This is a genomic window from Legionella sp. W10-070, from assembly GCF_900640175.1.
Taxonomy (GTDB): Bacteria; Pseudomonadota; Gammaproteobacteria; order Legionellales; family Legionellaceae; genus Tatlockia.
This window is the reverse complement of sequence record NZ_CAAAJC010000007.1, coordinates 1-22,563: the sequence shown is the minus strand read 5'-3', so window position 1 is coordinate 22,563 and position 22,563 is coordinate 1. Positions and strand designations below refer to the sequence as shown.

Here is a 22,563-nt window from a genome sequence, read left to right as displayed (position 1 = left end):
GTTTGATACAATTGGACGGAGCAGTGTTATTGTTTACTATTCCAATAGAAAGGCATCTATTTGGCAGATGCCTGAGTGCGGTTATTGAGGTTTACTGCTTGGGCTTTGACTCTTAGTGTTTCCTCTGTCCGATCCTGGGTTGCTATCATTGTTTGAGCGATTCCAAATCGATTGATTTCTTACAGAGCCTGGTTTCCGGCACAACCTTTTATACTGCTCGTTAAACTCATTTAGAGAAAAATCTTCTGAATAGGCTGTTAATTTGGATGGGGAGTTAGGAGTTCTCTCTTTACTATTAACAGCGCTGATTGCGCTGGTTACTTGTTGGCTTGTTTCTTTAATTTTTTCAATAGCTTCCATAAGTTGCTGCCTTAACTCTTCATTTTCCCTCTCTAAGTCCGTGTTGGTTCGGATTAGCTTATTATTTGCTTGAGAAACTTTACTAATCCTATCTTTAAAAGAAGAATTCTGCTCTAGAAGTACTTTATTTGCAGAGCGGACTTGCTCTAATTCAAGCAAAATCTTGTTTTTAGCAGCCAGAATTTCTTCTGTCTGTTGTTGAACGAGTGGCAGGGATTCGCTTTGTAGTGAATTTTTAAGCTCCAGTTGCTTACAGTGCTGTTTGAGTTCCTCGATGGTAGACAGAAGCTTTTGAATCTGATTCTTGAGTTCTTCAAGCAGTTTTTTTGTCCATTCATCGTTTTCTTTTTTTAATTCTTCCGGCCTGTATTGTTCCAGAATCGATTCAAGTGCTGGGGTTAAAAAACGAAGATTACGAAGATTGGAGAATATATTCCACCATCCAGGCATTGTTTTTACCTGGCTGTTGATTAAACTCCACAAATCATAACCATCATTATTGGATTTTATGGTGCGCAACAAGCAGCGAATATGCTGCTGCTCCCCTTCAGTGTACTTTTCTGATTTAATAATATTAAATTGATCGCTCCATTGGTTTAACTCATTAATCGATTTGGCAGCGGTACAAGTTCCTGCTCTGTAATCGACTTTGTAGCTGACGCGTTTTCTATTGCTTGAGTATCCCGTAAAGACAAAGTTTTCTTCCTCATTTCGTCGAAGAAGCTCCAGGTTTGTAGCCAAAGCTTTGAGCAGAGCGAGTTTAAATTCTTGCAATTTGATTTTCATAGTAATACTCCTTTATAAATTTTGTTAATCAATTAACCATGACTTGCTTATCCCCGGGGTGTTCATTGCGGGTGTGAATATTAGTAGCTGCAGGCAAGGCAACTGAGGTTTTTCTGGATTGGTTGGGCTGTCCCTTTCTACTGAAGATACCTAAATTTTCTAGTTCAGACCGTATGATTGCCAATTCTTTTTTTCGCTTTATATGGGTATTCTTTCTGTTTTCTAAAATTTTGGCTCCTTCCTCTACTGACCTAAGGGCGGCATGCACTATTTTGTCCATATCCTCTATTTGTTTAGTTTGTTCAAGGCGTTCTTTTTTTGTTTCCATTAAGACTTTTTCCACATCTACAGGTGTGTAGCCCTGCATGATATCCTGTCGAAATCCACTTGCTTGAAAGAGGCATTTCTGTTCCTCTTTCCAATCAGGATGAATTGAAATCAGAGTGTGGATAGTTTCTTCCAGGAGGAGGAAGTCTTCTTTTCGCTGAAGCAGATGATCTTGAGTCTGTCCTTTAACCAGTTTCTGGTACTCTAGAAGGAACTCGTTGAGTTTGACTCGTAAGGCTTGAACCGCTGGGGATAATTTAAAGTCTGTTTTATACAAAAAAGATAAGAGGCGTGCTGTTTGATATAGATAAAGCAACTCGTCTCCAATCGCTTTTGGGGGTTGTATTAGCGAGGGTAGCTCTTCCAGGGCTTCCTGCATTCTGGAGATGATATCCATGAGGGCTTTGTCTGCTATTAACCGATCCAGCTCCTTATCGTTTTTTAACATCAACTCCGTTTCAAGTGAATTAAATTTGTCCATTGGAAGAGGGCTAGTGGATTGAGAGAGATGGAAAAGTGCGGCATCGATTGATGCAGTGGATTCCTTAAATTCCCCAAGATTCCATTTTTTAATGATGTTTTGTTTAGTAGTTTGGAAACTTGTTCTCTCTTCCGAAGTAAAATCCTGAGCGTTAAATCTTGCTTCCAGCTTTTCCAATGAGAGAAGCATCGCTTGTTTTCTCTCAATGAAATGTTCGCTATTGTTTTGAAAAGCATATTCAAGAGGCAGAGGCGCTTTAACCATTTGCTCAAGATAACTGATCTGATGTCTGATTAGCATTTTTTGTTGGCGCTGAATGAGGTTTTTCCAACCGTTAAGCAAGTCATTTGTTGTTTCAAACAGGAAGCCAAACCAGTTACGGTTTTTTTTATTAGTGCTCTGGTGCTCTTCCTCCAGGGCATTTTGCAGTGTTTCAAGGTTTAGCCAGAATGGGTTTTGCATATCAACAATGCCTTGAATGGGGGCTTTGCTGCTGTTTAATACCGCAAGTTTGAATAATAATTCTGTCTTATCATGAAAAAAATGGTAACGCAGGTGGTATCCTGGGAAAAGCCACATAAACCATTTGGATGTTTTAGGTAGATATTGAGACAGTTCTAGTGGAACCAAGAAAAAATGGTTGCCTTGCTGATGACTTTTTAAGGAAAAATCAGGATTATTTGGTTCAAGAGAAAAGTAGGGCAGTAGCGCGGCTCTTAATTCATCTGTACCGTAGGTCATAATGTAATTAACGGCTTTTGCCAGAGGGAGCGTCTCTGCAGGGGAACTAATAAATTCATTGGCTTTCAGGTTCTGATAAGCCTGGATGCGATGGGCTTGCAACTTGTTTAACAGGGCACAAACAGGATTGTAGTGAATCAGGCTGTTGTTTGTAAAAGCGACCTTGATTCGGTAGTAAAGCGCTTCGGCAATTTGTTGCCGTTCGTCTTGAATTTGTTGTTCAAACTTGGCAAGGTATTGCTGATAGTTACTGAACTCCTCCTTATTTTTGTATTTCTTTTTATTAAATTCATCTTTTGCTAATTGTATCAGGGCAAGCAGTTCCTGCAAAAGTGCCTCATTGTGGAATAATGCGCCTGCTGTAAAGTGGGAATGCGCAGCATGACGTTGCCATTCTCGCCATAAACGATCAATAGTTGGCTGTTGATTAACTGGTGCATTAGCACTCATTGAACGCCAGGTTTGATGATCTCTCAATTTCTCGTTGAGTTCCAGGAAATTGCTGCGCATGGTATCTCTTATGCTGATTTCCGTCATCCGTCGAATGGATGCATTATTATCATGTTCTTCAAATAGGCGTTTTGCCGTCTTTAGCTGTTGGTTATAACTCGCGCTGGGAATTTCACTCAAATGTCCGCCCAGTTCATGATGGGTTTTGTATAACTGAATTCCCTGATTGAGAAGGCTCTGAATGTCCTTTAGATGAGAGGGGGTTGTAATAATAGAAACGTTAAATTCCATATCTTTGCTTCCTGTACGATGTAATAAATTAATTAATAGCGTGAAGGGTACGCTGGGAAAATCTTATAAAAGGGGAGTGATAAAATAAAAGTAGTCTGATTGAGCGATTCCATTCTTTAAGTCCATAAATGCTTACAACGTCTGGTTGGCGATAATAACGTTAATTTTTTTTTTTGCAAATGTTTCTTTTCACTTTTTAACGAAATTTTAATTTTTTATTTATTATTAATGGGTTATAAATTAATGATGAAGTCGCTGTGAAAGCATAAGTTTTGAGTAATAGAATCTAATCCTCAAGATTCTTCCACTTATAGGCATCCAGCAGTTGACAGGATATATTTTACTGGATGCGCAAGAGATCAGTATGTTTAAAAAATAGTTATTTTTGCCTTAAGAAGAAACCGCCTTCCGCTCAGGAAAAACATCCTTAAATTGCAAATGCTTGTTAATTTCTATGGCTGTGGATCTACGTTTGGCGAAACCGCCCAATTTATAAATAAGAATCGGGCCAACAAAGCTGATAAAGCCCATGACAAAGGCTATCCTATAAGCAGGGTCATTACTCATTACCAGAAAGATCAAACAAGCTAACATCAGGAAAATCGCGACAATCCCGGTGTAAGGTGATCCTGGTGTCTTATAACTAAGATCAGCTGTCGTATAACCTGTCTTGTACAAGCGTTTGCGAAAATTAATTTGTGCCCAGCAAAGGGAAATCCATGCTGTTGCTCCAGTAAAACCTGATACCAGTAATAAGGCGATGTATAGCATGGATTGACCGAAAAAATAGCCTGCTGCAAGCAATAGCCAGATGGCAATCAATGTTACAATTCCTGCGTTTTGTGGTACTGCATTGCGGTTAAGCTTACTTAACCTATGGGGAGCCATTCCATTGCGCGCTAATGCATTCAATGAACGCACAATACCATAGACACCTGAATTGGAACAGGATAGTGTTGCTGTTAGTGTGACAAAACTTGTAGCGGCACCAGCCCATTTTAAGCCATAGAAATTAAGGGCGTCTGCGAAAACTGAGTTTGCAAGCCCCGCCTTTTGCCAAGGGAAAATAAGTACCAGGCAAAAAACAGGAATAATGTAAATAAAAAGAATCCTGAATGTTACGGCTTTTATCGCGCGCGGGATCATCCGTGCCGGGTTAATGGACTCGCCAGCAGCAAGGCCAATAATTTCAGAACCCTGATAGTTTACAAGCAACAATACCATGGCTGTTAATAAAACCATACCGCCATTGGGAAAAAGCCCACCTTGGTCAAAAATAAATTTACCTCCAATAACACCAGCGGGCTGTGGACCGTGAATGATGCCGAAGAAAATTAATATTGACAGTGCAACAAAACCCATTAAGGCAACGATTTTAATAATTGCCAGCCAAAACTCAATTTCGCCAAAGGTACCGACCTTGGCAATATTGATATAAGTAATTAGCAAGCCAAAGCAAACAGCCCAGACATAGCCATTAATGCCAGTAAAGTGCTGCATGATAATGCCGCCGGCAATACATTCTGCCGGAATGTAAGCCACCCAACTAATCCAATAAGACCAGCCTACCCCGCAGGCTATAGTCGGTGAGATAAAGTCTGCAGCGTAGGTAATAAATGATCCGGAAATGGGGATGGCAACTGCCAGCTCTCCCATGCAAAGCATGGTAAGGTAAATAATTAAACCGCCGAGGATATAAGCAATAAAAACAGAAGGCCCTACCTGGTTTACAACTTCTCCGGTACCTAAAAAATAGCCGGAGCCAATAATGCCGCCCAATGCAATTAATTGTACGTGTCGGTCTTTAAGCCCGCGTTTATAGCCGCCATCATTGATAGGTGCAGCATGGGTTTGTTTATAATTAATCACAAACAGTTTAATCTCTTAAGGTGAAGCATTAATAGGCCACAAAATTGTACAATAATTTTGTAATTTGTCTATAAATTTTGTGTCAAGATATAATAAAAATGAGATTTTTATAAGAAAAAGGGGATAAAGGCAAGATTTATTTTAAAGTCGGAAGATGAATTTTTTTCCTCCGCTAATTTATAAAAAAACTGACTTGTTTTTATTGGGTTTCGCTATTCATTCATATTGTGAAAAAGCCAGCATTAAGCGGCCATTTTGTTAGCTTCCGGATAAGGTTTTTCCTGGATCAGAAACCGGGTTGTAACTTTTTTACTGATATGTCTGGAAATAAAAACAAAAGAGGACTTATTCAAATTGTGCCTTGGTTTCCTGAATGATTGATTCTATCAGGCTGTTTTTGAAGGTTATATGTTGAGGAAAGCCTAAAGCCACAATGGCAGGAGCCAGCTCCATTATCATATGAATAGCTTGGGTTTTGTCTTCTGCCGAGGAGCTATCATCTTCAAATATATTAATATTAGCAATGAATGCAGCGACAGTCCCTTTTCTTACCTCGACCCCTCTGGCTTGAGTATAGTTAATATTATCGGCAAAAATGTCTTCGGGAGTAACCGCTTTAATACTCATTACCATAACCGTAAAAAGGAGGGAAAAAGTTACAGTAAGGCATATTTAGATATTTTGCAAATACTTGTTTTTCGGCAGCGGTTGGTGTTAATTAATGGAGCCTGGATGGAGCGCCATCAGGGCTTTCAAGCAAAAACCGCAATTTTAATCACAATCCTTTTAGGCTTATTTAAAGAAATATAAATTTAGAATGATAATAAGAGATCGATGAACGGTCTGACAACATGAGCAAATTATGAATATTATCGAAACAGAAAGGCTTATTTTGCGTACCTGGAAAGAAGAAGACATTAAAATCTACTATCAAATTAATCAGGATCCAAGGGTCATTGAGTTTTTACCCGGTTCTTTAAGCTTGGAACAAGCAGGTGATTTTATTACCAGGATGGGGATTCAGTTTGATCAATATGGTTATACTTTGTGGGCTGTTGAACTGAAGGAAACTGGAGAAATGATAGGTTTTACCGGTCTTAATTACCCAACGTTCAAATCCCATTTTACCCCTGCAGTGGAGATCGGATGGCGCTTAAGCTCATTGCATTGGGGTAAAGGCTACGCTACTGAAGGCGCCAATGCTTCCCTGGATTATGGATTTAATCAGTGTGGGTTTAAGGAAATTGTTGCATTTACGGTACCTTTAAATAAACGTTCTATTCGGGTTATGGAGAAAATTGGCATGAACAGGGATTTAGACGGAGACTTTGCTCACCCAAAATTCAAGTTGGATCATAGGCTTTCCAGGCACGTCTTATATCGCAGGCAAAGGTAGCTTATGAGAAAATTAGTACGCTGTCGGCTTGTGAAGAGGGTTTGGGGTGAATAGACCATACAGGTTGGCGGAGAGAGAGGGATTCGAACCCTCGATACGTTGCCGTATACACACTTTCCAGGCGTGCGCCTTCGACCGCTCGGCCATCTCTCCTCAAGCGCGAAGGATATACCTATATAATAAGGAAATCAACCGCTTCATGTTGTTCTGCTCGGGTAAAACAGGTTTTCTGTCATCTATTACTCTGATTTTTTAATTTTGTTGTTGATTTTGCGTGCTTAATCACATTCAATTTCTCCCTTATTTTTAAATATTGCTTATAATTAAGATTATTTAAGTTAAATTTTATTAAAATGGCCTTCAAACTCGTTGTTTCCTTATGTTCTATCTTGTTTTCTGCAAGTTTATTTGCTTTCCCTTGTTTTTTTACCTTGGTAAAAGATAATTGTTGGACAAATTATGACGTGAAGGTTGATGTAATCGATACGAGTACAAACAAATCAGTAATTACTGTAGAGGTTCCTAAAGGAAAATCATGGGTGAGGCAATCCTTTAGTTGCGAGCCTGCACAAAAATTTTTATATAAGGCCTCTTACCAACCTGTATTTTGGCAAAGCGAAGTTGGGAAGACTTATTCTTCCTTGAGATATTGGAGCTTGCCGGCATCAATCGGCAAAGGTGAGACTGCCTGGAACATTCCTGTTTGTTTTCCTGCTGCTTTTGCCGAAGTTCCATTTCCTCCCGATGCAACAACCGGAAACTGCGAGTGTGATTTTAGCCGCATTCCTGCACCTCCCCCTCAATAAATACCTAAAAGCAAGGATACCTATATAAGAAATATATTTTCTGGCTATTGCTTCTCTGGCAATAGGTTGGGAGCTGTTTTTCATTGTCAATAACAGGATGCTTTGTGTATTATGCTGATCGATAAAATTAACATACAGGGATCTTATCCGTGACCTTAAGATACCAAATCGGCCAAATGCTCATTATGGGTTTTTCAGGCAAAATAATTGATGAGTTTAGTTCTGTAAAAGATTGGTTAATCAATGATGGCTTGGGAGGGGTTTTGTTATTTGACTATGATTTGGTCAATCAATGTCCTGGCAAGAATTTAGTTGATAAATATCAAATTAAAAATTTAATTGCCAAGTTGCATCATTATGCGAATGACAATAAGCATGAAAAGAACCTTCCCCTTTTTGTTGCAATAGATTATGAAGGAGGAGCAGTCGATCGATTATGTCATGTTGATGGCTGTCTAACCACCCTGACTCCTGTTGAGTTGGCCGGGTTGCCAATTGAGCAAATGCGGGTTGAAATTAACCAAATGGCAAAAACGTTAAAGGAGCTTGGATTTAACCTTAATTTTGCTCCTGTAGTGGATCTTGATTTAAATAAAGAGCAAGGGATTATTGGCAAACTGGGACGAAGCTACTCTGCTGATCCCCACCATGTCATTCATGTGGCCAGAGAGTTTGTGGAAATTTTTGCTAATCATGGTATTACCTGTTGTTATAAACATTTTCCTGGTCATGGCAGTGCTTTGGGGGATAGCCATGAAGGATTTGTTGATGTGACTGCTACATTCCAGCCAGATGAATTGACTCCTTATCAGGTGTTGTCAAGTGAGAAAGATTTGCCTGCCATGATTATGACGGCGCATGTGATCAATCGACAGCTTGAACCTGGTGGATTGCCTGCCACTTTATCGAAAACCATCCTCACAGACTTACTACGAAGAGAACTAAAGTTTGACGGGGTGATTATCAGTGATGATTTGCAGATGAGAGCTATCACTAATCATTATTCTCTGGAAGAAACGCTGTATTTAACCATTAATGCTGGGGCTGACATGATGATTTTCGCTAATCAGCTTGGACAGATAACGCCAGAAGAAATAATTGACAAGGTAGAATATCTGGTTAATTCAAATGATATACCGCAAGCCCGCATTGAAGAAGCTTTTCAGAGAATATGTCGCTTGAAACAAAAGCAATTGAGCTTAGTTTGATATCAGGAAAACATTACTCTTGACCTGAACGCCAGTTATGTTAAAATATGCACTCAATGCACAAAATTTGCTCTAATGGTGGCTATGAAAGATTTTTCCCTTCCTGCTGATATTACTTTATCCCATTCAATATCTTTGCCTCTGTGTTGTCGCGCTTGTTGCTGTTGTTAAATACTTGTTTCTTCTTGTAAGCCTGGTTAATTATTAGATTAAGGTATAGATTATGTGCGCTCAACATTTGCAGAAAAAAAAATGGCTGACAACCCCTTATTTATATGCGGTTATGATTCTTCTTGGTATAGTAAGCGGCTATTCTGATGTTGCTTTGTTAAAGATATTTGGATTATTCATCGCTGATGTTTTTATCAAAATATTTAAGTGTATCAGCCTGCCAATTATTGCATTGTCCATTATTGTCACTCTGTCAAGCTATAGCGCGGATGGCCTGATGCGTAAAGTTTGGCGCCGTGCTATGTGCTATACTTTGGGAACCACCTTAGTCGCGGCTGCAATTAGTTGCGTACTATATCTGCTGATTCATCCTGGCATGATGGAGGTCTCTCAACATAGAAGCAATGTAGCTGGTACTACCCATCAAATGAGTTATTTTCAACATGTAGCCAATCTTATTCCTTCTTCTATATGGACGCCTTTTTTAGAGCATCAGGTAATGGGGGTATTGTTAGTTAGTATTGTGATGGGGATTGCAATCCGCTTTATTCCGGAAGCTGAAGCCAGACAAACAATTACTCAATTTTTTCGGGGCGCTCACGGGTTATTCATGGTAATAACCAACTGGGTAATTGCTATTATTCCTCTGGGTCTTTATGGGTTTATTACCACAACTGTAATGCAGCTGCGGGATGGGATGGCTTTAAAGGGAATAGGGGAGTATTTGCTGATTATCGTTCTGGCTAATCTGGTACAGGGATTTATTATCCTGCCCTTATGGTTAAAGTCTCAAGGTATCAAGCCATTTGCTGCTTTTAAGGGGATGCTTCCTGCCTTGTCTGTTGCCTTTTTCTCCAAGTCATCAGTGGGGACTTTGCCGGTTACAATGGATACTGCTGAGAAAAATTTACAAGTTAAACCTGAAGTTAGCCGTTTTGTACTGCCACTTTGCACCAGTTTGAATATGAATGGTTGTGCTGCCTTCATTTTTACAACGGTGATTTATCTTATGCAAAATCATGGAATTGAAATTTCTCTTCCGATGATGGGATTATGGATAGTGGTTGCAACCGTTGCTGCGATTGGTAATGCCGGAGTCCCTATGGGGTGTTTCTTTCTTAGCGCCAGTTTGCTGGCAAGCATGAACGTGCCAATCACTTTGATGGGAATAATTTTACCATTTTATAGTTTAATCGATATGCTTGAAACCTCACTCAATGTCTGGTCTGATTCTTGTGTGGCGAAAGTAGTTAATGAGAAGGTAAGCAGGGACGCGGAGTTGATCGGGGGGGACGTCACGGTTTCTGTGGCAGCATAGGATAATAGGGTATTTTCCTCAATGAAATATTAAAATACAATTTGAGATGGGCTTTATTCTTGGTGATAAATTGTTCCAGTTTATCAGGGTACACCCCGGTTAAGAAATCACCTTAACCCATAAGAAAAAGCCTCTTCCTCGAGAAAAACGCGTTATCATGATTTACAAAGGGTAGAACCAATAAATCCCCAGTACATTCAATGTGAACAATTAAATCGATTTGGTCATATATCAATAGAGTTTTTATAGGGCCTTTTTCCATGTAATAAAGAAATCCTAGGATTTATCGCCATTTAAAAGTTGCTCGCAAATTGAATAATAAATTGAGCCAAGAGTCGCCAGATCATTTAAAGAAACGCATTCATTAACCTGATGAATCGTTGCATTGACAGGTCCTAATTCAATCACTTCAACCCCATAGGGCGCAATGAATCGACCGTCTGAAGTACCCCCACTGGTAGAAAGTTCAGGCGTTTTACCGGTAATAGACTCAATTGCTCTAATACAGCTTTCTAATAAGCGGCCATGAGCGGTCAGGAAGGGTTCTCCATTTAACTGCCATTCAATGATTGGCTCTAATCCATGACGCTCAAAACAAGCTGCTACAGCTGCTTTTAGCGTTTCAGCAGTGTGCTCGGTTGAAAAGCGGAAGTTAAAGTGCAGGGTTAATTCACCAGGTATAATATTATTAGCCTGACCACCTGCTTTAATATGGGTAATTTGTAAAGAGGTTGGGGGGAAATATTGATTGCCTTTGTCCCATTCGGTAGTGCTGAGTTCTGCTATTGCGGGACTAATGCTATGAATAGGGTTTTTTGCCAGGTGCGGGTAAGCGACATGTCCCTGTTTTCCGTGAAGAGTAAGTTTGGCCGTTAAAGAGCCACGTCGCCCAATCTTAATGACATCCCCAACATGCTTATCACTGGAAGGTTCACCAACGATGCAAAAATCAGGTTTAATACCTTGCTTTTGAAGTTCAGCCATGACATGGGGTGTGCCTAACGCAAAGTCATCGCCTTCTTCACCGCTGGTAATTAAGAAGCCAAGACTGCCTGAGAAAGAAGGGTAGGCCTTTATGAAACGCTCAGCCATTATCAGCATGGCTGCAAGGCTGCCTTTCATGTCTGCAACTCCGCGACCATAAAGCATGTCATTTTCTTGATGCAGGATAAAGGGTTCAGTATGCCATTTGCTTTTGTCACCTATAGGAACAACATCCGTGTGCCCTGCAAATACTAATAAAGGGGCCTGGCTGCCCAAACGAGCAAAAAAATTAGTCACCGGGGGATTGTTGATGCGTTGACATTGAAAACCAAGTTGCTCAAGAAATTCAATCATATATTCCTGGCAGCCGAAATCATCCGGAGTGACGGAAGGGAAACTGATTAATTTTGCAAGCAAGGATTTAACATCATTCATTATTCAGTATCTCTTAGCAGCTCGTTGATGCTTACCTTGGCTCGTGTTTTTTCATCAACCTGCTTAACAATTACAGCACAATAAAGACTATAGCGGCCATCATCGCCTGGCATATTCCCGGGTACAACAACCGAACCTGCCGGGATACGACCGTAGGAGGTTGTACCTGTCATGCGATTGTAAATGCGGGTGCTTTGCCCCAAAAAGACGCCCATCGATATTACTGAGTCACGCTCTACAATAACACCTTCAACGACTTCAGAGCGAGCGCCAATAAAGCAGTTGTCTTCAATGATAGTAGGGTTAGCCTGTAAGGGCTCTAATACTCCTCCAATGCCTGCACCACCAGAAAGATGAACGTTTTTGCCTATTTGTGCACAAGAACCCACTGTAGCCCAGGTATCAACCATAACGCCCTCGTCAATGTATGCGCCTATATTGACATAAGAGGGCATTAAAACCGTATTCTTACCGATAAATGCCCCTCGTCTTACCATTGCATGAGGTACCACACGAACGCCGGTTTGGCTAAATTCATCGGCACTGAAGGTTGAAAATTTAAGAGGAACCTTATCATAAAATTTGCAAAAGCCGGCCTCAACAACTTGATTAGAGTTAAGTTTAAAGGAGAGCAAAACAGCCTTTTTAATCCACTGATGGACTATCCATTCCTCGTTAATTTTCTCAGCCACGCGATAGTGACCCTGGTCAAGCCCTGTGAGAACCTCCTCAACAGCATTGATTATTTCTTTAGAAGCGGTTTCTGGTGATAGTTCATGACGTTGTTCAAATCCTAATTCAATAATGCTTTGTAGTGAGTTCATAATCTTATGTGTTGGATAATGATGCTAATCAGTATACCTAATCAAGGTTTCAGGAACCAGCTTGTTTGCAGTCAGACTGAGAAGGAGTATACTTCTTGGACATTTTAATCAGAGATATAGTTATGCGTTTGTTGATTACCGGGGCAGCTGGCTTTATAGGGTTTCATTTGGCAAAGATGCGGTTAGAACGCGGCGACCTGGTGATTGGTATTGATAATCTTAATGATTACTATGATACTCGTTTAAAACAGGCACGCCTGGAGCAATTGCAAGCCTATTCAAACTTTCATTTTCACCATGTTGATATTGTTGATGCGGATAAGGTTAATCCTATTTTTGCAACCCATAAACCGCAGAGGGTAGTCAATCTGGCTGCTCAGGCGGGGGTTCGTTATTCACTGACCCATCCCCATGTCTATGTGCAATCAAATGTAGTGGGATTTACGAATATCATTGAAGCCTGCCGTCATCACCAGGTAGAGCATCTTGTTTATGCCTCAACCAGCTCAGTCTATGGAGCAAATAGCACTCAACCATATCAGGAAGGGGATGCGGTTAATCACCCCTTGACTATTTATGCAGCAACAAAAAAAGCGAATGAGCTGATCGCCCATTCCTATTCCCATTTGTATCAACTCCCTACAACCGGATTGCGATTTTTTACCGTATATGGTCCCTGGGGAAGGCCCGACATGGCTTTTTTCTCTTTTACACGAGACATTCTGGCAGGTAAAACAATCCAGGTTTACAATCATGGTCAGATGCAACGTGATTTTACCTATATTGATGATATAGTGGCCGGTGTCTCTTTGGCTATTGATAAGTTAGCTGTTCCTGATCCGGCATGGTCTGCCAGTGAACCAGATGCTGCCAGTAGTTATGCTCCTTATAAAATATACAATATTGGATGCGGAAACCCTGTGAATCTATTGGATTACATTCATGCAATTGAGCAGGCTACTGGCAAAAAAGCAATTAAAGAATTCTTACCGATGCAAAATGCGGATGTTGTATCAACCCATGCTGATACTTATCGCTTGCAAAACGACCTTGGCTATCTCCCGAAAGTTGGTTTTCAGGAAGGGGTTTCCCGTTTTGTTGATTGGTATTTAAGTTTTTACCACTAAAAATGTTCTTCAGGCAGGAGGCATGGAGGCATTGTCTGCTTTGATACAGGCTTAGGAATTGTTAGTCTCTAATTTACTCATGTTACGCACGTGCGATTAAGAGTACGGTTGCTGTTAATTAATAGTAGCCCGGATGGAGCGCCAGCGAAATCCGGGATCGGCGCTTGATAATAAACACATGCCCCTCGGATTTCGCTGGCGCTCCATCCGGGCTACAACTTTCAAGGAAAAACCACAGTTTTAATCGCATGTGCGTAACATGAGTAATTTAACGTCAGTTATAGTAAAAAAATTGACTCCCCGCGGCATTGGCCGCGGGGTCTAAGTACGTGAAGGACATGGTCTGTTATCAAAGTTACAGAGGCACTGAAATCCTCAGTTCCAGCGGGAGTAATACTAATTGCTTACAAACGGGCGTAAATTTAACTTTTTAAACTGGCAATCAAGTTATCTTTTTTATGCCAGTTGTCATTAAGCCAGTCTCTGAATTCTGCCTGCATAGCCTCATCTTCCATCAATGAACTGTTAGTAAACTGCTTTGGAATAGGTAATTGGCGAATATGAACTTTGATGGCATCAATTCTTCGGCATAAAAAGTCCCAGAGAGAATGCTTGTTGTTCGAGTAAATGATGGTTACATCCAGTAGACTATTGAATTGCTGACCCATCGCGCTAATCACAAAGCTGATGCCACCTGCCTTGGGTTTTAGTAAATGCTGATAAGGCGAGTTTTGTTGTTTGTTCTTTTGTACGCTAAAGCGTGTGCCTTCAACAAAGCTCATTACGGAAGCCGGAGTATGTTTGAATAGCTTGACTGCTTTCCTGGTAGCGATCAGATCCTTGCCTTTTTTATAGGGTTTTTTTGCCAGGTATTCTTTTGAATAACGCTTCATAAAGGGGCATCCCATAGCCCACCAGGCGAAACCTAATAAAGGAACCCATTTTAGCTGATCTTTAATGAAAAATTTTAAAACAGGTACTTTACGGTTAAAAAGCCGTTGTAAAACGACAATGTCCAGCCAACTTTGATGATTAGCGATGATCAGATACCAGTGTTTGCGGTTTAGATTTTCCAAGCCACTAACATCCCATTTAATTTGTTGGGTGCGGGAAATGTAGGCATTATTAAGGTCACTCCATAATGTGGCAATAACATCAACCTGCCTGGTACAAAATGCTTTCCAGCGCAGGTTGGGAAACAGTTTTAACATTCCAATACAGAGAATGGGAATAAAGCCTAATATTGTGGAAAAAGAAAGCACTGTGATGGCAATAATGCCATGCAGTTGGCCGCCTGGCTTTTTAATATCGTTCATGAGCTCTCCTTTAAATCAGCTGAGGGCGTAATTCAGATCAGCAATAAGATCATCAATATGCTCTATTCCTACTGAAAGTCTGATAAATCCATTCTCAATGCCTAGAAGATTGCGTTGCTCTTCAGGAATAGACGCATGGGTCATTATAGCAGGATGTTCAATTAAACTTTCTACTCCTCCCAAACTTTCCGCGAGAGTAAATAGCTCACAACGTGATAAAAAACGAGTTGCATCAGCCAGATCGCCATCAATTACCATTGAAATCATCCCACCAAAATCATGCATTTGCTCCTTGGCTAATGCATGTTGAGGATGAGTAGGTAAACCAGGGTAGATGACCTTGGCGATTTTAGGATGCCTTTCCAACCATTGTGCTAAAGCGCTTGCATTTTCACAGTGACGTTGCATTCTTAAAGAAAGGGTTTTTAAACTTCTTAATACAAGAAAGCTGTCAAAGGGGCCTGCTATTCCTCCACAGGAATTTTGCAAAAAGGCTAATTTTTCAGCCAGTTGAGGGTTATCTCTAACAACAACTAAACCACTGATTACATCAGAGTGACCGTTTAAGTACTTTGTAGCTGAATGTAAAACCAGATCAAAACCAAGCTCAAGAGGTCGCTGAATCCAGGGAGTGGCAAAGGTATTATCTGCTACCACAATTAAATTATACTGTTTGGCCAATGAGGCAATTTCACGCAAATTAGCCAACTTCAGCATGGGATTAGAGGGGGTTTCAACCCAAATCATGCGTGTTTCCGCACGTATTGCATTTTCTATATTCTTAATATTAGCCATATCTACGAAGGAAAAAGACAAATTTGCAGTGCGTGTTTTTACTTTATCGAATAATCTGAAAGTTCCTCCATACAGATCGTCTGTAGCAATGACATGGGAACCTGTGTCAAGTAAATCTATTACTGTATTGATTGCTGCCATGCCCGAGGCAAAAGCAAAGCCTTGTTTGCCTGACTCAAGACTGGCTACGCAAGCCTCATAGGCTTTACGTGTTGGGTTATGAGTACGAGAATATTCATACCCTTGGTGAACGCCAGGAGAGGTTTGGCGGTATGTTGATGTCGCATAAATTGGAGTCATTACAGCCCCTGTTGAGGGGTCTGGTTGCTGGCCTGCATGAATTACGCGCGTGTCAAAATGAGACTTATCCATAAATTCCTCTTAATTGGTGTCCGGGCAAAAAATAGAAGAGCAGTATATACTAATCTATGTACGCTAGATTAATGAATAATTTAGCCAGGATTTATTAACTTATCTGAATTGGTCATTCTAGTGAGGGATGAATGCGTAGGCAAGAAATAAGCTATGAAAAAGTTGCCTCTGCTGCAGAGTCTGTTAAAAAGAGAGGGAAAGAACCGTCTATAACCAATGTATGTGAGGAATTGGGGCTTCTGTCATTCTCGCCAGAATTATCCTCCTTGCTTGAGAAATGGTATCACAATCAACCAGAATTCCAGCGTTCAATTAATGCCCCTCTTTCTGAAAATATAAAAATAAAGGCTGATAAAATACTCGAAAAAAATGTTGAGTTGGAAAAGTCTTTATCCTTATTAAGGGCAACACTCGAATCTACTGCTGACGGCATCATGATGGTAAATGGTAAAGGACAGGTGGTCGATTGGAATCAAAAATTTGTTGAGATGTGGCGTATCCCTTCTTACATGCTGGAATCCGGTACGGAAAGCATCGGTTTTGAATATATTTTGGAGCAATTAAGCAATCCGGCTGCTGTTATTGCCGATGTTGAATACCTTTATGAGAACCCGGAATGGGAAGGTGAATTGCCTTTATTACACTTTAAGGATGGCCGAATTTTTGAACGCTATACCCAGCCACAGCGAGTTGGTTCAGAAATCGTAGGGCGTGTGTATAGTTTTCGCGATGTAACACAGAAAATAATGGCTGATGAAGAGCTACGAACCCGTGAGAGGGCGATTCAAGCCAGTACTCATGGGGTGGTGATAATAGATATTACCAGGTCGAACCAGCCGATAATATATGTAAACAAGGCGTTTGAACGAATCACTGGCTATTCTGAGAAGCAAGCGATAGGTAAAAATATTTCCCAAATTTCAGGAACAAAAATAGATCAGGTAAATCAAAAGCGGTTATCTTTAGCCATTCGTGAACAACGCGAAGAAACGGTTGAACTTGAAAGCTACAGGCGAAACGGTGAGTTGTACTGGTCTGAACTGAGTGTTGCTCCGGTTAGCGACAGCTTTGGAAAAATCAGGCATTTCGTCTGTATCATTAATGACATTACCGAAAGACGTGAAATGGAAAAACAGTTGGTCAGGCAAGCAACGCATGATTCTTTGACTGAATTACCCAATCGCGTATTGTTAATGGACAGGGTCGAGCAAGCCATTTTGCAGGCTAAGAAAAAGAAGACAATGCTGGGTTTTCTTTTTCTCGATCTGGATCGTTTTAAGATGACTAATGACACGTTAGGTCATAGCCTCGGTGATAAATTACTACAGGCCGTTTCTAATCGTTTACTTTTAGCAACCAGCGATTTTGATACGGTGGCCAGGTTGGGAGGGGATGAATTTGTAATTCTACTGCCCGATCTTAACCATGAACAGCAAGCACAGAAAATGGCACAAGAAATTCTTCATCTTATTGAAAAGCCATTTCAAATTGATCAACATAACTTGAAAATAACCGGTAGCATTGGCATAAGTTATTATCCGCGAGATGGGCTTGATTATGAATCTCTGATGAAAAATGCTGATTTGTCCATGTACTATGCAAAAGATAGTGGACGCAACGATTATCGGGTTTTTGAACCAGAGATGAACAGGCGTATTATAAATCATATGCAGCTTGATAATGCCTTACATGATGCAATGAAAAAAAATGAATTATACATTGTCTACCAGCCGTTGATTAATTTAAAAAAGAAAAAAATTATAGGATTTGAAGCGTTATTACGATGGAAAAGCCATCTTTTGGGTCAGGTATCTCCTGCCGATTTTATTGGGATGGCTGAAGAAAATGGGTTGATTATTGATATAGGTAAATGGGTATTAGAGCAAGCTTGTCTTCAAACCTTGCGATGGCACCAGGAAGGTTATAAGGAGTTGAGCATTGCTGTGAACATATCAGGCCGGCAATTTCGCCAGAGTCAGCTGCCGGAAATGGTGGCGGATATCTTGCAAAAAACAGGATTGGCTGCAAAATACCTGGAGCTTGAATTAACAGAAAGTTTGTTGGTTGATGATCTTGAGCGGGCTGTGGAAACCATGTATCAGTTAAAAGACATGGGAGTTAAGTTAGTTATCGATGATTTTGGAACGGGTTACTCCAGCCTTTCTTATCTTAAGCAATTTCCTGTTGATAAATTAAAAATAGACAGGTCCTTTATCAGTGAATTGGTAAACCAGGAAAATGATGCAGCAATAGCCAGGGCTATTATTAATCTTGGTCATAGCCTGAACCTGGAAGTATTGGCAGAAGGCGTTGAAACTGAATTACAAAAGCAATTTGTTGAAAAATATGGTTGCGATTACGCACAAGGCTACTATTTTAAACCACCGCAGACCCCCGATGAATTAAAGGACTTCCTGCGTCACTTCCCAAAATATCAACAGCCAGCAGATGAACCTTCTCATTAAAACGCTTGGTTTCTGTATTCAGACGGTATGATTATTGCTGCTATTTGGTAGCAGCAGTATGGAATTCAACCATTCTTTTGCGTGAAAATTAGTTAATATTGAGATGGGCACCATTATTGGTGAGTGATATCTCTAAGCCGGTTGATGTCATGGCAGACACTTGCTTGGCAGGGTATGGAGGACAAAATGAAAAGCATAGCCATAATTGGTGCTGGTTTGGCAGGAACGTTGTTGTCCCTCTATATGGCCAGACGTGGTTATAGTGTTGAGTTATTTGAGTCAAGACCGGATGTAAGAACAGAAAAAGCCGACAGAGGACGCTCAATAAATCTGGCTTTGTCATGCCGAGGTATTACTGGATTAGCTTCAATTAATTTAATGCCAGTGGTGGAAAAAATTATGGTTCCTATGCGTGCAAGAGCCATTCATGAATCAAGCGGTGAAATTAAATTTCAACCTTTTGGACGTCATGAAGGTGAATATATTAACGCGATTCATCGTAATGAATTAAATGCTTTACTTCTTGATGAGGCTCAGCGAGAACCCCTGATTCGCATTTATTTCAATATGAGGCTGGTGGATCTTAATCTTGATAAAAAATTACTTTGCTTTAAAGACAAGGATGAAAATGAGCGTATTAAATCTTACGACCTATTGATTGGTGCAGACGGGGTTGCTTCCGGTGTACGCGAAGCCTTGGTAAAAAGGAAGCTGGTTGATGCTTCACGCGATTTTCTACCTCATGGATATAAAGAATTGACTATCTCCAGAAGCCATTCCACTGAGTTTGTCAGGGAGCATTTGCATTTGTGGCCAAGAAATTCCTTCATGTTGCTTGGCAATCCTAATCATGATGGCTCTATTACAGGAACGTTGTTCCTTGCGAATGAAGGAAAGAACAGCTTTGCAACGCTTGATAATGAGGCAGCAATTAATGCTTTCTTTAAGAAAGAATTCCCTGATGCCTATCAGGCGATGCCTGATTTGCCCGGTGAGTTTTTTAATCATCCTACCGGGAGTTTAAGCACGATTAAATGTTCTCCCTGGTATTATGATGCGCAATGTTTGCTTATTGGTGATGCAGCACATGGAATCGTGCCTTTTTTTGGCCAAGGGATGAATAGTGCTTTTGAAGATTGCCGTATTCTTAATAAACTTCTGGATGAATATAAGGATGATTGGAGTCAGGTAATGCCTGCATTCTTCAGGGCACGAAAGGTTAATACTGATGCAGTTGCTGAAATGTCTATGGATAATTATCATGAAATTCAAAGTGCTATTCGCAATGAAAAATTTAACTTAAAAAAGAAGCTTGAGCAGGTGCTAATGCAACGCTATCCAAATCGTTATATTTCAAAACATGTTTTAGTTATGTTTACCAATATCCCTTATTCCAGAGCTAGAGCCTATGGGCATTTTCAACAGGAGATGTTAGATGAACTATGTGAAGACATAAAGTCAATTGAAGAAATTAACTGGGGAAAAGTTGATAACTTAATGGAACAATATGACAAAAATTTGGCGAATCTGAACGCATGATAAAAAACAACTAAAAGTCAAGCATTATTTCGTCAAATTTTTGTCACAAAGACTGTTTTCGAGGACATTTTTTTGTCGCTTCTCGAGGTTTTCCTGTGCAAGAAAGAGAAACAAGGGCTCATTTTGAATTTTAATCAATCGTATTGATTAAAATGTTGGCATATTGGATGCAATAGTTATTTTGACTACTCATTTCCCTTGGAGCAATTATTATGAAAACGATACAAGCTTATATTGATTCCAAACAACAAGAATTTATGAACCATCCTTTCTTTGAGGTTTTAAATGAATTGAATAGTTTGGAGGAAATTAGTTGCTTTGTCCCTGAGTTGACATTCTGGGCGATGACTTTCCAGGATATTCTTCGGTTAAATGAAGAGAAAGTGAAAGATCCTTACCTTAAAAAAGTGGCTCGTCACCATCGCCTGGAGGATGCAGGACACGAAAAATGGTTTTTACACGATAAAAAATATTTAGGTGGTGTGTGTAACAACAAATCATGTAATCAGGATGATGTTGCCTGGCTGTACGGTAAGGAATCGCAACTGACTCGTGATGCGGCTTACGCCATCATGTCGGAAATTTACAAGGCAGATGACGAAATACTAAACGTTGTTTTGTTGCTTACCCTGGAGTCTTCAGGCCATGTGTTTTTTGAAAAAGTGGTAAAACAGGTGAAGAAAACAGGTGAGGATAAAAATCTTAAATACTTCTCAAGCTCTCATCTTGAAGTGGAAATGGCCCATGCCATTTTTGAGGAAGAAATGGAGCGCAAGTTATTTGAGAGACAGGTGCCTGTCAGTACTCGTCGTGAGGCACTTAAAATGATAGATCGATGCTATGATGCATTTAACAAGATGTTTGATGGATTAATTTTTGCATGTACCAAACGATTGGATTTGACCAGAGAAAGGAACGAACATGCCGCAAATGCATTGGAATTTGCATCACGTGAAGCAATGTAAAGAGGAAACCGGACAAGCGATGCTCTATGATGAGCATGCGCTTGTTTCCTATGGACACGATTTTGGTCAATTAACTCAAGTTAATCCAGTCGCAGCCTGTATCCCGCAATCTATAGAGAAACTTCAATCTTTTCTTGAATATGCCAATCAACATCATCTGCCGGTTACTGTACGAGGCAAGGGTTTGAGCCAGGGAGGGCAATCGTTGCCTGTTAATGGTGGAGTCACTTTACATTTAGAAAAATTGAATAAGGTTCATGAGCATGAGGTTGACTCAATTTGGATTGAATCCAATGCAAGTTGGGCGACATTATTAGCGAAATCGTTAACCGGATATCAGATACCCTATGTCATACCCTACAATTGTAATCTATCAATAGGGGGGATTTTGTCGGCAGGTGGTGTGGGTGCCTCTTCCTTTAAATACGGCAGCATTACTTCGCATGTTGAGGCTTTGGAAGTAGTGCAGGCAGATGGTCAGTTAAAGGTAATTGATTCAAAGTCTGAATTATTCCAGGCTTGCCTCTCGGGTCAAGGACGCTTTGCAGTAATAACAAAGGCCTGTATTAAATTACGTCATTGTTTAAAGAACGTAAGGACTTTTTTTCTTGTTTATCTGAAAAAAGAACAGTGGCTTCATGATATACAGGAAGTTAGAGGGCGTGCTGATTATATTGAGTCCTTTTGTTCCCCATCAATTCAAGGAGCAAAACTAACTTCAGGAAAACGCTTGCCTTTTGCCCAATGGCTCTATGCTCTCCATGTTTCTATTGAGTATGATAAAATTCCTCCTGAAGTGAATATCATAAGTACACTTGATCCCTGGAAAATAATTCATATTCAGGATGAGTCTATTCATTCCTATTTGCATCGTCATGACTCTCGTTTTGAAGCAATGAAACTTACCGGGCAATGGGATTTGCCACATCCCTGGTATGAATGTTTTATCCCAACTCGGGTTTTAGCTGATAATCTTGAGATGCTGTTATTGGAATTACCCCTTCACTATGCGACTGTCTTACAGATTGTTCCTATGGCAAATAGGCCGCGTACAGGGTTTTTTATGTTTCCCGACAGCAATGATTTTTGTGCCGTAATGATTTTAAATCCCGGAGTGAATCCAGTCTTACTTCCTGGTTGCTTACAGGCTATAGAAGAGCTGGACCGGTTGTTCTTGAGCACAGGAGGAAAGCGTTATCTTTCCGGTTATTTGGGTGAGCGTGTAACTGAAAAATATTGGCAAAAGCATTTCGGATCGTCTTATAATGACTGGAGTCGCTTAAAAAAGAAATACGACTCGCATCATATCTTAAAGTCCTGTTTGCATCATGATTAATCCGGGTGCGATTAAAACGGCACTTTTAAGGAAAAACTGCCGTTTTAATCGCACCTGCTTAGGGTTTGTTGACAATTGGAGCCAGAGCCTACGTTCCGCGCTTTATGCTTCCAATTGGCCCTAAGTTTTTATTGACAAAACATTTTTGAACATTTCTGCAGCAATTCCTAGAGCTTGAAATCCCAACCACATTGATTTGAT

The 22,563-nt window shown here is 40.3% G+C and carries 17 protein-coding genes and 1 tRNA gene; 9 read left to right on the top strand and 9 right to left on the bottom strand.

Annotation, left to right across the window (positions count from 1 at the left end):
• Nucleotides 1-81: 81 nt before the first annotated feature.
• The 4 genes from E1O65_RS04185 to E1O65_RS04170 all read right to left on the bottom strand — a co-directional run bounded on the left by E1O65_RS04185 (nucleotide 82) and on the right by E1O65_RS04170 (nucleotide 5,932).
• The gene (locus E1O65_RS04185) at nucleotides 82-1,146 is read right to left on the bottom strand and encodes a hypothetical protein (RefSeq protein ID WP_133132339.1); all 1,065 of its coding nucleotides are present in this window, start codon (nucleotides 1,144-1,146) and stop codon (nucleotides 82-84) included.
• A gap of 28 nt (nucleotides 1,147-1,174) precedes the next feature.
• Nucleotides 1,175-3,436 (bottom strand): hypothetical protein, encoded by a 2,262-nt coding sequence (locus E1O65_RS04180; RefSeq protein WP_133132338.1) that lies wholly within the window; start codon nucleotides 3,434-3,436, stop codon nucleotides 1,175-1,177.
• 390 nt (nucleotides 3,437-3,826) lie between these two features.
• Nucleotides 3,827-5,305 carry an amino acid permease gene (locus tag E1O65_RS04175; RefSeq protein ID WP_133132337.1) on the bottom strand — a complete coding sequence of 493 codons (1,479 nt, stop codon included), beginning with the start codon at nucleotides 5,303-5,305 and terminating at the stop codon, nucleotides 3,827-3,829.
• Between the two features lie 345 nt (nucleotides 5,306-5,650).
• Nucleotides 5,651-5,932, bottom strand: a complete 282-nt coding sequence (locus tag E1O65_RS04170) for a hypothetical protein (protein ID WP_133132336.1) — start codon at nucleotides 5,930-5,932, stop codon at nucleotides 5,651-5,653.
• 235 nt (nucleotides 5,933-6,167) lie between these two features.
• On the opposite strand from E1O65_RS04170, the gene E1O65_RS04165 reads away from it, so the two are divergent.
• A complete protein-coding gene (locus tag E1O65_RS04165; protein WP_133132335.1) occupies nucleotides 6,168-6,701 on the top strand; it encodes a GNAT family N-acetyltransferase in 534 nt (177 codons plus the stop codon).
• A gap of 65 nt (nucleotides 6,702-6,766) precedes the next feature.
• Here the strand turns inward: E1O65_RS04165 and E1O65_RS04160 are convergent.
• Nucleotides 6,767-6,854, bottom strand: a tRNA-Ser gene (locus E1O65_RS04160).
• Between the two features lie 200 nt (nucleotides 6,855-7,054).
• Between E1O65_RS04160 and E1O65_RS04155 the strand changes: the two genes are divergently transcribed.
• The 3 genes from E1O65_RS04155 to E1O65_RS04145 all read left to right on the top strand — a co-directional run bounded on the left by E1O65_RS04155 (nucleotide 7,055) and on the right by E1O65_RS04145 (nucleotide 10,204).
• Complete coding sequence (locus E1O65_RS04155) at nucleotides 7,055-7,507, top strand: hypothetical protein (RefSeq protein ID WP_133132334.1); 453 nt, start codon at nucleotides 7,055-7,057, stop codon at nucleotides 7,505-7,507.
• A 149-nt stretch (nucleotides 7,508-7,656) separates the two neighbouring features.
• Nucleotides 7,657-8,715: a glycoside hydrolase family 3 N-terminal domain-containing protein gene (locus E1O65_RS04150; RefSeq protein WP_278043642.1), complete on the top strand. Its 1,059-nt coding sequence runs from the start codon at nucleotides 7,657-7,659 to the stop codon at nucleotides 8,713-8,715.
• Nucleotides 8,716-8,938: 223 nt separating this feature from the next.
• A complete protein-coding gene (locus tag E1O65_RS04145; RefSeq protein WP_133132333.1) occupies nucleotides 8,939-10,204 on the top strand; it encodes a dicarboxylate/amino acid:cation symporter in 1,266 nt (421 codons plus the stop codon).
• Between the two features lie 276 nt (nucleotides 10,205-10,480).
• Here E1O65_RS04145 and dapE read toward each other — a convergent pair whose 3' ends face one another.
• The gene (gene dapE, locus E1O65_RS04140) at nucleotides 10,481-11,623 is read right to left on the bottom strand and encodes a succinyl-diaminopimelate desuccinylase (RefSeq protein ID WP_133132332.1); all 1,143 of its coding nucleotides are present in this window, start codon (nucleotides 11,621-11,623) and stop codon (nucleotides 10,481-10,483) included.
• A complete protein-coding gene (dapD, locus tag E1O65_RS04135; RefSeq protein WP_133132331.1) occupies nucleotides 11,623-12,447 on the bottom strand; it encodes a 2,3,4,5-tetrahydropyridine-2,6-dicarboxylate N-succinyltransferase in 825 nt (274 codons plus the stop codon). The genes dapE and dapD overlap by 1 nt, the downstream gene beginning before the upstream one ends.
• A gap of 122 nt (nucleotides 12,448-12,569) precedes the next feature.
• Here dapD and E1O65_RS04130 point away from each other — a divergent pair, with 122 nt between their 5' ends.
• Nucleotides 12,570-13,574: an NAD-dependent epimerase gene (locus tag E1O65_RS04130; RefSeq protein ID WP_133132411.1), complete on the top strand. Its 1,005-nt coding sequence runs from the start codon at nucleotides 12,570-12,572 to the stop codon at nucleotides 13,572-13,574.
• Nucleotides 13,575-13,996: 422 nt separating this feature from the next.
• Here E1O65_RS04130 and E1O65_RS04125 read toward each other — a convergent pair whose 3' ends face one another.
• Together E1O65_RS04125 and E1O65_RS04120 are read right to left on the bottom strand one after the other, a co-directional pair.
• The gene (locus tag E1O65_RS04125) at nucleotides 13,997-14,890 is read right to left on the bottom strand and encodes an acyltransferase (protein WP_133132330.1); all 894 of its coding nucleotides are present in this window, start codon (nucleotides 14,888-14,890) and stop codon (nucleotides 13,997-13,999) included.
• Between the two features lie 15 nt (nucleotides 14,891-14,905).
• Complete coding sequence (locus E1O65_RS04120; RefSeq protein WP_133132329.1) at nucleotides 14,906-16,057, bottom strand: aminotransferase class I/II-fold pyridoxal phosphate-dependent enzyme; 1,152 nt, start codon at nucleotides 16,055-16,057, stop codon at nucleotides 14,906-14,908.
• Nucleotides 16,058-16,188: 131 nt separating this feature from the next.
• Between E1O65_RS04120 and E1O65_RS04115 the strand changes: the two genes are divergently transcribed.
• The 4 genes from E1O65_RS04115 to E1O65_RS04100 all read left to right on the top strand — a co-directional run bounded on the left by E1O65_RS04115 (nucleotide 16,189) and on the right by E1O65_RS04100 (nucleotide 22,362).
• Nucleotides 16,189-18,522, top strand: coding sequence for a bifunctional diguanylate cyclase/phosphodiesterase (locus E1O65_RS04115; RefSeq protein ID WP_133132328.1), 2,334 nt, complete (start codon nucleotides 16,189-16,191; stop codon nucleotides 18,520-18,522).
• Between the two features lie 186 nt (nucleotides 18,523-18,708).
• Entirely contained in the window at nucleotides 18,709-20,061 is a 1,353-nt protein-coding gene (locus E1O65_RS04110; RefSeq protein ID WP_133132327.1) for an NAD(P)/FAD-dependent oxidoreductase, read from the top strand.
• Nucleotides 20,062-20,273: 212 nt separating this feature from the next.
• Nucleotides 20,274-21,026: a hypothetical protein gene (locus E1O65_RS04105; protein ID WP_133132326.1), complete on the top strand. Its 753-nt coding sequence runs from the start codon at nucleotides 20,274-20,276 to the stop codon at nucleotides 21,024-21,026.
• On the top strand, nucleotides 20,983-22,362 hold the full coding sequence (locus E1O65_RS04100; RefSeq protein ID WP_133132325.1) for an FAD-binding oxidoreductase: 1,380 nt from the start codon (nucleotides 20,983-20,985) through the stop codon (nucleotides 22,360-22,362). Before E1O65_RS04105 ends, E1O65_RS04100 begins: the two co-directional genes overlap by 44 nt.
• Nucleotides 22,363-22,563 lie beyond the last annotated feature (201 nt).